The organism is Treponema sp. R80B11-R83G3 (assembly GCF_054786115.1).
The window spans coordinates 33,080-49,347 of sequence record NZ_BDHF01000068.1 but is presented as its reverse complement, the minus strand read 5'-3'; the positions used below and the strand labels follow the sequence as shown (position 1 = coordinate 49,347).

6 protein-coding genes are annotated in these 16,268 nt (G+C 42.8%); 5 read left to right on the top strand and 1 reads right to left on the bottom strand.

All coding sequences use genetic code 11. The features are described 5' to 3' along the window. Positions 1-36 precede the first annotated feature (36 nt). Genes ACYVRH_RS09415 through ACYVRH_RS09395 form a run of 5 tightly spaced genes read left to right on the top strand, consistent with a single transcriptional unit; the run spans position 37 to position 15,060 of the window. Positions 37-2,280, top strand: coding sequence for a methyl-accepting chemotaxis protein (locus tag ACYVRH_RS09415; RefSeq protein ID WP_461256659.1), 2,244 nt, complete (start codon positions 37-39; stop codon positions 2,278-2,280). Next, positions 2,280-3,299 carry an HD-GYP domain-containing protein gene (locus ACYVRH_RS09410; RefSeq protein WP_461256658.1) on the top strand — a complete coding sequence of 340 codons (1,020 nt, stop codon included), beginning with the start codon at positions 2,280-2,282 and terminating at the stop codon, positions 3,297-3,299. Before ACYVRH_RS09415 ends, ACYVRH_RS09410 begins: the two co-directional genes overlap by 1 nt. Then, positions 3,299-7,783, top strand: coding sequence for an ATP-binding protein (locus ACYVRH_RS09405; protein WP_461256657.1), 4,485 nt, complete (start codon positions 3,299-3,301; stop codon positions 7,781-7,783). Before ACYVRH_RS09410 ends, ACYVRH_RS09405 begins: the two co-directional genes overlap by 1 nt. Before the next feature lie 4 nt (positions 7,784-7,787). After that, entirely contained in the window at positions 7,788-11,525 is a 3,738-nt protein-coding gene (locus ACYVRH_RS09400) for a response regulator (protein WP_461256656.1), read from the top strand. Between the two features lie 22 nt (positions 11,526-11,547). Continuing rightward, positions 11,548-15,060 (top strand): ATP-binding protein, encoded by a 3,513-nt coding sequence (locus ACYVRH_RS09395; RefSeq protein WP_461256655.1) that lies wholly within the window; start codon positions 11,548-11,550, stop codon positions 15,058-15,060. Here the strand turns inward: ACYVRH_RS09395 and ACYVRH_RS09390 are convergent. After that, entirely contained in the window at positions 15,057-16,253 is a 1,197-nt protein-coding gene (locus ACYVRH_RS09390; protein ID WP_461256677.1) for an NADP-dependent isocitrate dehydrogenase, read from the bottom strand. The two genes, ACYVRH_RS09395 and ACYVRH_RS09390, sit on opposite strands and share 4 nt — an antisense overlap. Positions 16,254-16,268 lie beyond the last annotated feature (15 nt).

The window sequence follows — 16,268 nt, the reverse complement described above, 5'->3', positions numbered from 1 at the left end:
TTATACTATTAAGAACAATACATTAAGGGGCAGTTTATGAATGACAATAAAAAGTTCGGACATTTTGGCCTGCAACTAAAATTATCAAGCATATCAATTACATTTATGCTTTTGGCGATTATCATTTTTTCGATTATCAGCGTAAATGCGATACAGAAATCCAGTCTTGAAACCGCCGTTATCATGGGGAAAAACAAGCTATCGAGCGATATAATTAATTTTGCGTACAGACTTCAAATTGAATATGGGCAATTAAGCCTTAATGACGGCGATCTTAAGGGAGCGGACGGCACTTCTTTAAAGTATAATTATAAATTGATTGATGAAGTGAGTTCCGATCTTAACATAGCGGCGACTGTTTTTATCAAGGATGGCGAAGATTACCGCAGAATAACTACAAGTATTATAGACAACGCCGGAAAACGGGCGGTGGATACAATGCTGGGAATGGGCAGCGCCGCATATCCGTCCATACAATCCGGTAAAAGCTATTCGGGAGAAGCGGTCATTCTTGGCAAAAAATATCTTACCGAATACCGTCCTATTTTAGCGCAGGGAAGCAAGGATGTTATCGGCATTTTGTTTATAGGCAACGAGATGACGGCAATAAACAAAGTCATCAGTAACAACGTTGTTGGCCAAGTAAAAATAATCGCGCTTATCGCGCTTGCGATTCTATTGGTTTCCATCTTGGTAAACACGATGAGTTACAAGTTTATCTTATTAAAGCCCATTAATACCGCGACCGGAATGCTCACGGAAATAGCCGAAGGCGAAGGGGATTTGACCAAACGCTTGAATGTTAAAAGCAAAGATGAAATCGGCGATATGGCCACGTATTTTAACAAAACATTTGAAAATATAAAGGATCTTATAAGCATCATAAAATATAAGGTAAACGCCCTTACCAATACCGGTTTGGAACTTTCCAGCAATATGGAAAAAACGGGAATTGCCGTCTCGCAAATTTCAACTCAGTTTGAAAGCATGAAAGGCCTTGTAGCCCAGCAGGAAAATGAAGCTAAAGAAGCGGACAAGGCAGGGGATAATATCAAGGTTAATATTACGAACCTTAACAAACTGATAGAAGATCAAGCTGAAAGCGTTAATACGTCGTCTTCCGCCATTGAAGAAATGACGGCTAACATTAATTCTGTAACCAAAACATTGGTGGAGAACGGCAAAAATGTCAGCGCCCTTGCGGAAGCGTCCGAAATCGGCAAGACCGGGCTTCAGGCGGTGGCGCAGGAAATACAGGAAATCGCGCAGGAGTCCGAGGGGCTTTTGGAAATTAACGCGGTAATGAACAGTATCGCCGCCCAGACGAACCTGCTTTCCATGAATGCGGCTATTGAGGCGGCTCACGCCGGAGAGGCGGGGAGGGGCTTTGCCGTAGTTGCCGATGAGATTCGCAAACTTGCAGAATCATCAAGCGGGCAGTCTAAAACCACAACCTCTATGCTGAAAAAGATAAAGGCTTCCATAGACAACATAACCAAGTCCTCCAACGACGTGCTTGCCCGTTTTGGCGCCATAGATACAGGCGTGAAAACGGTATCGGAACACGAACAAAATATCCGTAATTCGATGCAAGAGCAGGAAGAAGGCGGAAAGCAGCTGCTGGAATCCGTAGACCGCCTGAAAGATATTACCGTATCAGTCAGAAAAGGCGCGGAAAATATGGCGCAATCGGGCGGGGACCTGGTAAATAAAACCGCCGAATTTATAAAGATAAGCAATCAGGTTGTCGAGGGCATGAATAAAATAGTAAGCGGCGCCATGGGCCAGATAAAGAGCGCGGTTGACAATGTAAATGAAATGAACGCTGAAAACAACCGTAACTTTGAAGATCTAAAAACAGAAACTGAAAAGTTTAAGATTCAAACCGGCAATGAAAAGAAAATTGTGCTTGCGGTGGATGATGAACAGCCTCATCTTGTAGCGGTCAAAGGAATGTTGGATAAAGACTATGAAGTTATTACCGCCTCTTCGGGTCATGAAGCTTTAAAATTGTTCTATCAAGGCCTTGTTCCCCATGTAATTTTGCTGGATTTAATTATGCCGGGCATGGACGGATGGGATATTTATCAAAGGATAAAGCAAATCAGCAACCTGCATTTTGTCCCGATAGCCATTTATTCGTCATCGGATGATCCGTCTGACAGAGCCAAAGCCAAGGAAGTGGGAGCGGTTGATTTTATCAAGAAACCATGCAATAAAGATGAACTCTTATCCAAGGTAGGATCAATTATTAAACAATACGCTGATTCGGTAAAGTGATGAAAACTATCTTTGCGGTAGATGACAGTGACACTAATTTGTCATTAGTAAAAAAAGCGCTGGAAAACAATTATCGCGTATTAACTATGCCGTCGGCGGTAAAGATGTTCGCGCTTTTGGAAAAAATTACTCCTGATTTAATCCTGCTTGATATAGAAATGCCGGATATGGACGGCTCCGAAGCTTTACAAGTTTTAAAGTCTAATTCTTTATACGCGAATATTCCCGTTATATTTCTTACCGGCTTTTCAGACGATGAGACTGAGGCCAGCGGCTTTGAATTGGGCGTGGTGGATTTTGTCACAAAACCGTTTTCTTCGCACGTATTGCTCAACCGAATTAAAACACATTTGGATATTGACGAACTAATACGCGAACGCACTGATCGAATCAAGCGTCTGCAAAACGGCATTGTAACCGTTTTAGCCGACGTAGTTGAAGAGCGTGATGAAGGGACTGGCGGGCATAATGACAGAACGTCGGCGTATGTTAAGATACTGATAGAAGGAATGTTTAAATACCTGGCGTATACCGATGAAATGCGCGAATGGGATATGGAAAAAGTAGTTTCAGCCGCCAGATTGCATGATTTGGGAAAAATCCATGTAAAAGACGCGATTTTAAACAAACCCGGCAAATTGACAAGTGAGGAATATGAACAAATAAAAGTTCACACAACGGAAGGCGCGCGGATAATTGACAGAATGATTAGTCAGATTGGCGAAGATGAATATTTATCTAACGCAAAATTATTTGCGGAATATCACCATGAACGGTGGGACGGCAAAGGTTATCCGCACGGGCTTAAAGAAACTGAGATTCCGCTGCAGGGGCGCATTTTGGCGATTGTCGACGTATATGACGCGGTTGTTTCCAAAAGGCCGTATAAAGAGCCGGCTACTGACGAAGAAGCGATAGACATTATCGCTGAAGGGGCAGGCAAGTCTTTTGACCCGAAAATTGTAGAAGTATTTCTTAAAGTAAAAGATCAAATTAAAGCCGTCAGGGGAGCTTTGTAATGGGTTCTTTTTTTAAGAAATTGCGGAAGCTGCGTTTTCACGCGCAAGTAGCTGCAATTTTTTTGGCTTTTGCGTTAATGGTGGTTACAACTTATTTTTTTGTAAGCAGGATTGAAAATGAAAATTTGCGGAAAAGGGTAAAAGAGTCTATTTCCTATACGGAAGCCAATATCAAAGCCGCGATGTTGGAACCGGAAACGATTTTGGCGGGTATCGCTCAAACAATACGCGGTATGATTCTATGGGGAAATGATACGAAAGCAATAAAGGAATATGTGCAATATATTAATAGTTATGTGCAAAGCAATGAAGAAAACCGTCTTTCGGGCGTAATTGGTTTTTTTGGAATTTTTGACGTTTACGGCAGATTTTTCACAGCTGGAGATGAAGGTTATTTTCCAAAAGGAAGGTATGAGTTGGAAGACCATCAATGGTATAAGGCGGCTGTAAAGGCAAACGGCGATATAGGAATCACACGGCCGTATTTTGACAGCGCGTCTCCAAAAGGCAGAATTACTTTTTCCAGAAGTATTTTTAACGGGGACGGCGCGGCGATGGGTATCGTTTGTCTGGAAATGAATTTTGACAGGATTGGGGATCTTTCAGTTAAAACGCCTTTTTCCGAAAAAAGTTTTGGATTTATGTTAAGCGAAGATCTGATGATAATCGCCCATCCGCAGTCTAATATGCTTGGCAAGGCGTTACATGACGTTAATATCGGTATCGCCGCGTCTTTTGCCGAATTGGAGCATCATGGTTTTGTTTCTGAATTTAAAACAACCAATTACAGGGGCGTTAAAAGCGTTCTCTTTGTTGAAAAGCTTTTTAACGGCTGGTACATCGGGGTTATCACGCCCGAAGACCTGTATTATCAGGGTACAAGAAACCTTGCGTTAATTCTTATCACTCTGGGTACGGTGCTGTCTGTTTTACTGGCTATTATATTGCTGAGTATTTCCTCGGAGAGAAATAACGTTGAAGAACGTTTAAGGGTTTTATTTAACGCCACGCCTTTAGGCGCAAATATTATTAAAAGAAATTATAAGTTTATCGACTGTAATGAGAGCGCTCTCAATCTGTTTGAACTGTCGGACAAACAGGAATATTATGAAAAATTTAATCAGCTTTCGCCCGAATATCAGCCGGACGGGAGCCTGTCAGCCAAAAAAATGGTTGAAAATGTCGAAAAAACGCTTACCGAAGGTTACTATTGCTTTTCATGGATGCATCAAAAGCTGAACGGAGAGCTAATACCGTGTGATGTTACAGGCGTGCGCGTTAATTTTAATAACGAATACGCTTTAGCTTTTTATCTGCGTGATTTGCGCGAATTAAAACAAATGATGGGCAGAATTGAAAGCAGGGAACATTTATTAAACACGGTGAATGCCGCCGCCAATATCCTTTTATCCATAAATGATGAAAAATATTTTAACTCGTCTCTGATAAAGAGTTTTGAACTTTTGGGATATTGTCTGGACGTAGACCGTGTTCATATTTGGAGCTATGAGCTTATTGATGATGAATGGTGTTTTGCCCTCCAATATGAATGGCTTAGCGATTATGGCCATTGTTATAAGCAGATTCCAGTAGGTTTTCATATTCCCGAAAGAGAAAAACCGGAATGGAAAAAAATGTTTTTACGCGGCGATCATATAAACACGCCTCTGTCCGCGTTACAGGAGAGCGAGAGGGAATTTTTCAATACTTACGGGATACAGGCCATCGTCGCTATCCCAATGTTTATAGAAAATAATTTTTGGGGATTTTTCAGCATTGACGACTGTCGGCGGGAGAGGATATTTTCAAATGATGAAACGCGCATATTAACATCCGTAGCTTTAATGATGAGCAACGCCATTAACAGAAACTTGCAGACCAACAAACTGCGCGAGGCGGACAAACGAATGCGCGTTATGTTTGACACCGCCCCTATTGGAACAAATTTTTGGAACAGTAACTGTTATCTTATCGACTGCAACATGGAATTGGTAAAAATGTTTGAACTGACAAGTAAAGATGAATATTGCGAAAGGTTTTATGAGCTTTCCCCTGAATATCAGCCGGATGGCAGTCTGTCAAAAGAGATAGCGCTTAAATATGTAAAAAAAGCTTTTGACGAAGGTTACTGCCATTTTGAATGGATACACCAAAAATTGGATGGCGAGATTATACCATGCGATATTACCCTTGTACGCGTTAAGTATGATGATAATTTTATTGTTACGGGATATACTTATGATTTACGCGAGCTAAGAAAGATAGTCGCCCAAATGAACGCGTCCAAGCGCTCGCTCAATATTATGGAAAATATTTTAAATGGCATTGACGCGGTAGTCTATGTTACCGTTCCCGATACCGGAGAAATTTTATTTGTAAATAACTACATGAGACAGGAATTAGATTTGAGAACGGATTGTATTGGGCAAATGTGTTATAAAGTTGTGCAGAATGCCGATAAAAAATGCGATTTTTGCCCCTGTTACAAACTTGATAAAGAACCGGACAGTACAATCGTATGGGAAGTGCACTACACCGCAACGAAACGCATTTACCGCTGTATGGACAGGTATATAGAATGGTATGACGGCAGAACAGTCCATATCCAACACGCCATTGATATGACTGAATTGATTGCCGCGAAAGAGACTGCCGAGCAGAGCAACCGTTATAAAAGCCAGTTTTTGTCCCGCATGAGCCACGAAGTACGCACGCCAATGAACGCTATTCTTGGCATTACTGAGATACAAATGCAAAACGGAAAGCTTCCTGCCGATATTAAGGAAGCCTTAAGTAAAATCAGCGCTTCAGGTTATTTGTTGCTTGGAATTATCAACGACATACTGGATATGTCTAAAATTGAAGCTGGTAAGCTGGAACTGGCGCATCTTCCTTACGAAACCGCAAGCCTTATCAGCGACGCCATGAATATGAATATTTATAAGTACGACTATAAACCGATTGAATTTAACCTTGTTGTAGATGAGAATATTCCCGTTAAACTGTTAGGTGACGAACTAAGAATAAAGCAAATTTTAAATAACCTGCTTTCCAACGCTTATAAATACACGGATAAAGGCAGTATTGCCATGTCGATCTCCGCCGAATATCCGCAGCAGGAAAGTTCTGGCAAATTGACGCTTGTTTTCCGCATAACTGACACGGGACAGGGCATGACGCGCGAACAGATGGATAAACTGTTTGATGAGTATACCCGTTTTAATATGGAAACAAACCGCTCCGTAGAGGGAACTGGTTTGGGCATGAGCATTACGAATAATCTTGTCAAATTGATGAAAGGCGAAATTTCCGTGGAAAGCGAGGCGAATAAAGGTTCCGTATTTACCGTGCGCCTGCCGCAAGATATCGCGGACTCAAGCAAATTAGGCAAAGAAACCGCTGAAAACCTCATGCAATTTCATCAGACGCAAGCGCGGCAGGCGAATAAAACGTCGCAGTTGGTACGCGAGTATATGCCTTACGGCAGGGTTCTGATTGTGGACGATATGGAAACAAATCTGTACGTGGCAAGAGGGCTTATGGCGCCGTACTGCCTGTCGCTTGAAACTGCCACAAGCGGTTTTATCGCGATTGAAAAGATAAAAGCAGGCTCTACTTTTGATATAATATTTATGGATCATTTTATGCCAAAAATGGACGGGATTGATACTGTAAAAATTATTCGCGGACTTGGTTATACTAAGCCCATAATCGCGTTAACGGCGAATGCTCTGGCTGGAATGGCGGAAATGTTCACGGCGAACGGGTTTGACGGATTTATTTCCAAACCGATAGATATACGCCAGTTGAACTTTTATTTAAATAAATTTATACGCGACAAGTATCCGCCTGAGGTGGTTCAGGCGGCTCAGAAGCAGGCGGCCATTATCAAAATATCAACCGATATGGAAGAAAAACCGACTGCCGACGAAGGATTAAAGACAGTTTTTTTGCGCGATGCCGAAAAGGCGCTTGAAAGATTGACTGTAATACAAAATAATTCTTACCGCAGGGGGGATGATATTAAGCAGTTTATTGTTAATACTCATGCGATGAAAAGTACGCTTGCCAGTATTGGCGAAGCCGCTCTTTCCACCGAAGCGTTTGAATTGGAAAAAGCGGGGAGAGATGAGAATATGCCTTTAATATTGGAAAAAACCCCGCAATTTTTGGCGGAGTTGAAAAAAGTAATAGAAAAATTAAAACCAAAAGAAAACGACATAGATGAGGAGTGGGAGGATTCAGAATATGACGTAGAGTTTCTGGACGAAAAACTTCTTGTTATTCAAAAGGCATGCGCTGAGTATAATGAGCAAAGCGCAAATACCGCGCTGAAGGAATTGGCGAAAAAAAAATGGTCACATTCAGTTAATGAACTGTTGGACTCCATTTCCGAATATTTGCTGCATAGTGATTTTGACGAAACTGTAAACATTATTGGGAATTATATAAATAATAATATTCCTCAAACTGTTAAAGGATAAATATATGTCAATATTTAACGAGTTGATTAAAAGAATTAAATCAAAAAACGAAGCGACGGGAAAAAAAGGCAAGAACGTCAAAATTGGAAAGAAAGCTTTATCCGACCGCCGCGCCGCAATTGTTGAAGCTTTGACCAAATCAATTGAGATATTTTCAGCTAATCAGGAAAAAACATTTGAAGAAGTAATGACCGTCGGCATACGGCCTTTCGCTGACGCTGTCGGGCTGGATCGCGTAGTCTTTTATATGATGGTTGACGTTGAAGACGGCAAACGTCTTGGGCAGGTCTACCGTTGGGACAACTCGAAAGGCGGTTTAATGTCTCTCGCCGATGAACTGCGGATTTTACCACGGATTCCGGTTCTGGATCAATGGATAGCGGCCGCGCGGAAAGGCGAACATGTAAGAATGCGGGAAAGAGATTATAACGAAGATCAGGCGGCTTTTTTGAACGCGTATGGCATTAAATCAATACTGATGATGCCCGTTTTTACGCATGGTGATTTATGGGGAATTGTAACTTTTCAGGATCATAACAACGATCGTTATTTTGACGATGGCTGCTCTGATTTATTCCGCGCTGCGGCGCGAATATTCTCCAACGCGGTTATCAGGGCGGATACTGAACACGCCGCCAAAAGGGCCATTGAAACGCTTAAACGCCGCGAAAAAATGGCGGATACGCTTAACAGGGCGGCGGTAATATTTCTCTCTAACAGTAAAGAAAAATTTGAGGAAACAATGACGACGGGCGTGAAAGAAATCGCCGATGTGTTCGATTTGGACAGATTTTCGATTTGGCGTAACTTTGTCATGCCTGATAATTTGCACGTATCGCAGATATACCGCTGGGACAGGGAATCAGGCGGCACTACGATACCGACTAAAGGGCTGGAAAACGTCACTTATGAGCAGTTAGCGCCGCGATGGGAAGGTCTTTTAGCTTCGGGCGTTACGATTAACAGCCCTGTAGGCCTTTTGCCCGAAGCGGATATGCTGCGCTCGTTTGGCTCAGTGTCGGTGTTTGTAACGCCGTTATTCTTTAATAAAGCTTTTTGGGGTTTTGCCCTTCTTGAAGACCGCCACAGTGAGCGATTTTTTGAAGAAGAAAGCGTTGATATGATGCGTTCGGCAGCGTTCCTGTGCGCAAATACGGTTATACGTTCTGAAATGGAGCGCACGATAGTCGATGTTAACGAATTTAACCGCGCCGTGCTTGATGCTTCGCCGCTTGGATTTACCGTTTTTGACGAAAACGCCCGCGTTATTGATTGCAACGACATTACTTTAAAAGGATTGGGGACTACAAAGGAATACTATATTGATCATTTTTATGATTTTTCTCCTGAATTTCAGGATGATGGAAAAAAATCCACGGATAAGGTGCCGGATGTAATTAAGAAGGCGCTGAGCGGGGAAAAACTGGTGTTCGAATGGATAAATATTACTACTGAGAATAAGCCCGTTCCTTATGAAGTTACGCTGACGCGCACGAAGTATAACGGAAAATATGTGGTGATGGCTTATCAATATGATCTGCGTAATTTTAAAAATTTGGAAAAAAACATACAAGTACAAAGCGAATTGCTTAAAATCAGGCTGGAACAGCAGGAATTGATATCTGAAATTTCAAGAGGTTTTATTTCATCCGGCGATTCTGAAAACTATGTAAGGGAAGCCATTTCAAAATTGGGCCGGTACCATAAAGTTTCTATAGTTTATATTTACGGAATTGATTACAACCGTAAAAACACATATTTGGCGTATCATTGGGTTGCGGATAACACCCCTCCATGTCTCGCGCAATTTGATTTGTTGTCCGTAATCAGGTCATATTTTCCCGAAAGACTGCCCGACTACACCACGACGGCGGTGGTTTTCAGCGATGATATCGCCAACAGTTCAAACGAATCTTTCCGCCCTATGCTGTCTGTTGGCGTGCAGGCTTTTATCGCCGCTCCGCTTTATGTGGAAGGCCGTTTGTGGGGGATTTTAAGCGTTGAACAAAAGTCCGTACCGCGCCAGTGGACGAGCGTGGAGAAAAATTTTGTCGGCATGATAGCAAGTACCATCGCGGGCGTAATTATGCGCGACATTTATAATACGAAACTCAGGGACGCGCTTCACAAAGCTACGCAGGCAAGCAAAGCGAAAGGGGAATTCCTTTCAAACATGAGCCACGAGATGCGCACTCCGATGAACGCGATAATCGGCATGACGACAATCGGCAAAAACGCGAAAGACATAGAACACAAAGATTACGCCTTAGGCAAGATACAAGACGCGTCAACTCACCTGCTTGGAGTAATAAATGACGTGCTTGATATGTCAAAAATTGAAGCTAACAAGATGGAATTGTCTCCCACTGAATTTTATTTTGAAAAAATGCTTCAAAAAGTATCCACGGTTATTAATTTCCGCATGGACGAAAAAAAGCAGAAGTACTCGGTGCATGTTGATAAAGATATTCCCAAATCAATGATTGCCGACGACCAGCGGCTGGCGCAAGTCATTACCAACCTGTTGAGTAACGCGGTAAAATTTACGCCGGAAGAAGGCACCATCACCCTTGACGCGAAATTTTTGGGGGAAGAGAACGGGCTTTGCACCATTCAAGTCTCCGTAAAAGATTCAGGGATAGGCATAAGCCGCGAACAGCAAAAACGCCTGTTCAGTTCTTTCCAACAGGCGGAAAGCAGCACGACGCGCAAGTTCGGCGGTACGGGGCTGGGTCTTGCCATTTCCAAAAGCATTGTGGAAATGATGGGCGGCAAGATTTGGATTGAATCCGAGGTCGGAAAAGGAGCCGCCTTTATTTTTACAGTTCAGGTTAAGCGCGGTACGACAAATGAAAGGCAAAGGCTTTTGCCTTCTGATATTGATTGGGACAATATCAGCGTCATTGCGGTTGACGATGACCCTGAAATATTATCGTATTTCAAGGAAATAGCGCAGGGTTTCAGCATATCGTGCGAGACGGCCAAAGACTGCAAAGAAGCTCTTTCACTTATTGAACAGAAAGGCGGCTTTAATATCTATTTTATTGATTGGAAAATGCCTGATATGGACGGCATACAACTGGCGCGTGAAATAAAGGCGCGAAAGGCGGAAAATTCCGTAATAGTAATAATGTCTTCCGAGGATTGGAGCGCCATTGAGGCTGAGGCAAAAAATGCGGGTGTTGACAAATTTATGTCCAAGCCATTGTTCGCGTCTACCATTGCTGAAATTATAAATGAATGTCTTGGTATAGACGAGGATCAGGCTAAGGAAAAAGAAGTTGATATTAACGGTATTTTTTCAGGACACCGTGTTTTATTGGTTGAAGATATGGAAATTAACCGCGAAGTTGTAATGGCGCTGCTTGAACCGACGCAGTTGGATATAGATTGCGCTGAGAATGGGATGGAAGCGGTGCGAATGTTTAAAGATGATCCTGACAAATACGCTTTGATTTTCATGGATATACAGATGCCCGAAATGGACGGTTATGAAGCGACAAGGCGCATCAGGGTTATTGAAGCGGACTTGGATGTTAACGCAAACTCCATAAAAGAAATAACTGGCAACGGAAGCGATAATAGGAATTTGCGCAAGCAAATTCCTATTATCGCAATGACCGCGAACGTGTTCCGCGAAGACATTGAGAAATGCCTTGACGCGGGAATGGACGACCATGTTGGCAAACCTATTGATTTTGAAGAAGTCATGGGAAAATTGAGAAAGTATCTATTGGAATGAGGAAGATTGGATGCCGGCAATTATGAATAACAAGATAAGGCAGAAGCGCCTTCTTTATAAACAAATATTATTTACTATCCTCATCTTTTTATTGGTTTTATTTTCAGGATGTAAAAAGCCATCAAAAAACGCGAACGATGAACCTTTCGCTTTTACTTCGTATCGTGACATTCCCGGCGTAACAAATGAAGAAATTGCCGCTATTGAGGCGATTAAAGCGAAAACCCCTTCCTTTGTTTACGGGATGCTTTCAACTATTGAAACTTTCGAAATAGGAGACGGGGGAATCGGAGGATTTTCCTCTTTGTTATGCGATTGGCTTTCACAACTTTTTAGAATCCCGTTTAATCCCGCTATTTATGAATGGGGCGATTTAATCGCGGGGATAAACTCAAAAGAAATTGATTTTACCGGAGAGATGACCGCTACCGATGAAAGGCGAAAAACATGGTTAATGACCGACCCTATCGCGGGCCGTACTGTAAAAACAATACGGCTTGCGGACAGCGAGCCTATTTTGGAAATCATCGGTTCGCGCCAACTGCGCTGCTGCTTTTTTGAAGGCACTATCACAATAAGAGACGTTATTTCGCGCTTACAGGGCGAGTATGAAATTATACTGGTGAACGATTATTATTCCGCTTATCAGAAACTTAAAGACAATGAAGCTGACGCCTTTTTTTTAGAGAGTCCTATGGAAAGCTCTTTTAGCGTTTTTAAAGATATAATATCCGAAGATTTTTTGCCTGTAATTTACAGTCCGGTTTCCATAGCGACTTGTAACAGCGGCCTTTGGCCTATTATCTCAGTCGTTCAAAAAGCCCTGCAAAACGGCTCATTAAATTATTTAAACGGCCTGTATAAAATGGGGGAAAAAGAGTATTGGCGGCATACTCTGTTAATGCGTCTGTCCGAAGAAGAAAGGGAGTATATTCAAAATCATCACGTAGTATCATTTGCCGCCGAGTATGATAATTACCCGATCAGTTTTTACAATAAATATGAAAAAGAATTTCAAGGAATTGCCTATGACGTGTTAAAAGAAGTGGAAACGCTTACAGGTTTAACTTTTAAAATTACAAACGGCAAAAATGCCGAATGGCCTGAATTATTACATTCGCTTGAAACGGGAAAAGTATCCATGATAAGCGATCTTTTAAAGACGAATGAGCGCGCCGGATCATTCATTTGGCCAAAGACTGCGATTATGACGGATAATTACGCTCTCATATCAAAGTTAGATTACCCCGTCATTCGGATAAACGATTTACTGGGCATAAGAGTCGGCTTAATGGAGGACAGCGCCTACGCTTCATTGTTCCGAAGCTGGTTTCCTGATCATAAAAACACGGTGGAGTACAAAAGCTCAAAAGACGCCTTTGACGCTTTAGACCGAGGCGAAGTTGATTTGGTAATGGCGAATTTAATTCAACTCCTTATGCTGACCAATTACTATGAACGATCAGGCTACAAGGCGAATATAGTGTTTGATTATTCTTCCGAGTGTACCTTTGGATTTAATAAAAACGAGACGCTACTTTGTTCTATTGTTGACAACGCTCTGCGCCTTATTGATACAAATGGAATCTCAGGGCAATGGATGCGCAAGACTTTTGATTACAGGGTAAAGGTAGGGCGTTTGCAGATCCTGTTTTTAATTACCGCGGCCGTATTGCTTTTATTGGTACTGGCGCTTTTAATTTTCTTTTTTCAAAGAAGGCGCCTTACGGAAATATGGCTTGAAGACATTGTATACAAACGCACCACAGAAATTCAAAAACAGCATACGCTTGTAAGTCTGGTTAATAATGCCGCGGTTATTCTGCTGGAATCAGACGCATGGGACTATAGAACAACGATAAGCAAGGGCATGGAGATGATTGCCCGGCATATTAAAGTTGACCGCGTAAGCATCTGGCAAAACCGCCGTAAAGAAGACGGAAGGCTCTACTACAGGCTTGTGTGCAGTTGGGCGAATAAAGGGCTGCCCGATTTAGACTCGGATACGGATTTCGCGTATAAGGATGTTATGCCAAACTGGGAAACTCTCTTTAATAACGGAGGGTATGTGAACGAAATTATTGACAACCTTACCGAGCCTGAGAGGACAACTTTGTCCGTTTTTAAAATTCAATCCATCCTTGTGTTTCCTATTTTTTTAAAGGAGCAATTCTGGGGATATATAAGTTTTGACGATTATAAAACCAAACGCGTATTTCCTGAAACTGAATTGTTTATCCTTCGCTCTTGGGGTTTGCTTGCCGTAGGATCCATTCAGCGCGGGGAAATCGCTCTTGATATGCGGCGTACCCTCACTGAGCTTGTTAAACTTCAGGTGAACCTTGAAACCGCGCTGGAAGCCGCAGAAGCCGCAAACCGCGCCAAATCCACATTCCTTGCAAATATGAGCCATGAAATGCGCACGCCGATGAACGCCATTATCGGCATGGTCGCGATAGGAAAACCCGCTGCCAATATTGAACGCAAGGATTACTGCCTTACAAAAATTGAAGACGCGTCGCGTCATCTGTTAGGCGTAATCAACGATGTTTTGGATATGTCTAAAATTGAATCTGGAAAATTTGACCTGTCGCCTCAAGAGTTTGATTTTGAGAAGATGATCAGGCGGATTGTGGACGTTGTCAATTTCCGCGTGAATGAAAAGATGCAAAAACTTAATGTGCATATAGACGATAATATTCCGCGAACCATTGTTGCCGACGATCAGCGGCTTGCTCAGGTTATTACCAACTTGCTTGGAAACGCCGTCAAATTTACGCAGGAAAGCGGCATAATCCGCCTTGACGCCAAGTTTTTGGGTGAAGAAAACGATCTTTGCGTTATAGAAATTTCCGTAAGCGACAACGGAATAGGCATAAGCGCCGAACAGCAGAAACGCCTGTTCACTTCGTTTCAACAGGCGGAAGCGTCTACAACGCGCCGGTTTGGAGGTTCGGGGCTGGGACTTGCCATTTGCAAGAGCATTGTCGAAATGATGGGCGGAAAGATATGGATAAAATCCGAACCGGGAAAAGGTTCTGTTTTTACATTTACGATAAAGGTGAAAAAAGGCGAAAGTAATGGAACAATTGACCGCGACTCGGCGGAGCATGGAAAGGATGAAAAAGAGAAAAAAATTAGTATTGACGGAATTTTTGCCGGACGGCGCGTGCTTTTAGCCGAAGATGTGGAAATAAACCGCGAGATAGTGCTGGCGCTGTTTGAGCCTACCAAACTTGAAATAGACTGCGCCATGAACGGGAGGGACGCGGTAAAAAAATTCAGTGAAAACTCTGACCTTTATGAATTAATTTTTATGGACATACAGATGCCGGAAATGGACGGTTATGAGGCGACGCGGCGCATTCGGGCAATGAGCTTGCCAAAGGCAAAAAACATACCGATAATTGCAATGTCAGCCAATGTTTTCCGTGAAGATATTGAAAAGTGTCTTCAGTCCGGCATGAACGATCATGTAGGCAAGCCTCTTGACTTTAAAGAAGTCCTTGAAAAACTAAATAAATATTTAAATTAGAGAGACTTAGCCACAAGATCAATAAAGTCCCAGGAGTTTAGGATTTTATCGGGCGGCGGGTCTGAAAGTTTCGCTAAGTCGCCTGTCATGTTTCCTGATTCAATTATTGTAAGCAGAGTCTTTTCAAGTTTTTTTGCGAAAGAGGCAAGTTCGGGCAGGCTGTCAAGTTCAGCGCGTTTTGCAAGCGAGCCGCTCCACGCGAAAATCAGCGCGGCGGGGTTGGTGCTGGTTTTTTCCCCTTTTTGCCAACGGTAGTAGTGCTGCTGTACGGTCCCGTGAGCCGCCTCATATTCAAAAACTCCGCTTGGGGAAACAAGAACGCTTGTCATCATCGCAAGGCTTCCCGCCGCGCTCGCGATCATGTCGCTTTGAACGTCGCCGTCGTAATTTTTGCACGCCCACAAAAAGCCCCCCTTGCTTTTTACAACGCGCGCTACAGCGTCATCTATCAACGTGTAGTAATATTCAATTCCGGCGGCGGCGCATTTTTCTTTAAACTCAGTCTCGTACACTTCATTAAAAATTGTTTTAAAACGGCCGTCGTATATTTTGGAAATTGTGTCTTTCGCCGCAAACCAGATTTGCAGTTTCTCCGCGATTGCGTACAAAAAACAGGCGCGCGCGAAACTTCTGATTGACTCGTCAAGGTTATGCATTCCCTGAACGATGCCTCTTCCGTTAAAGTCAGCCACTTTTACGCGGCGCTCGGTTCCGTCGGCCTTGGTGTAAACCAGTTCCACCTTGCCCGGCCCTTCAATTTCCATTTCCGCCGCCTTGTAAACGTCGCCGTAAGCGTGGCGGCCGATAACTATCGGCGCTTTCCATGTGTTCACTGACGGCTTCACGCGGCTTACCGTTATTGGCTTACGGAACACTGTTCCGTCAAGAATCGCCCTGATAGTCGCGTTGGGGCTTGGGTGCAGATTTTTTAAATTGTACTCTTTCTGCCGCGCCGCGTTAGCTGTAATGGTAGCGCACTTTACCCCCACGCCGAATTTTTTAATGGCCTCGGCTGATTTTACCGTTATTTCATCATTGGTGTTATCCCGATTTGTAAGGCAAAGGTCAAAATATTCCGTTTTAAGATCAATAAAAGGAAGAAGTAATTTTTCTTTTATTACTTGCCAAAGAACGCGCGTCATTTCATCCCCGTCAATTTCGACAATGGGGGTTTTCATAATTATTTTCGCCATAAGAACAGTATAGCG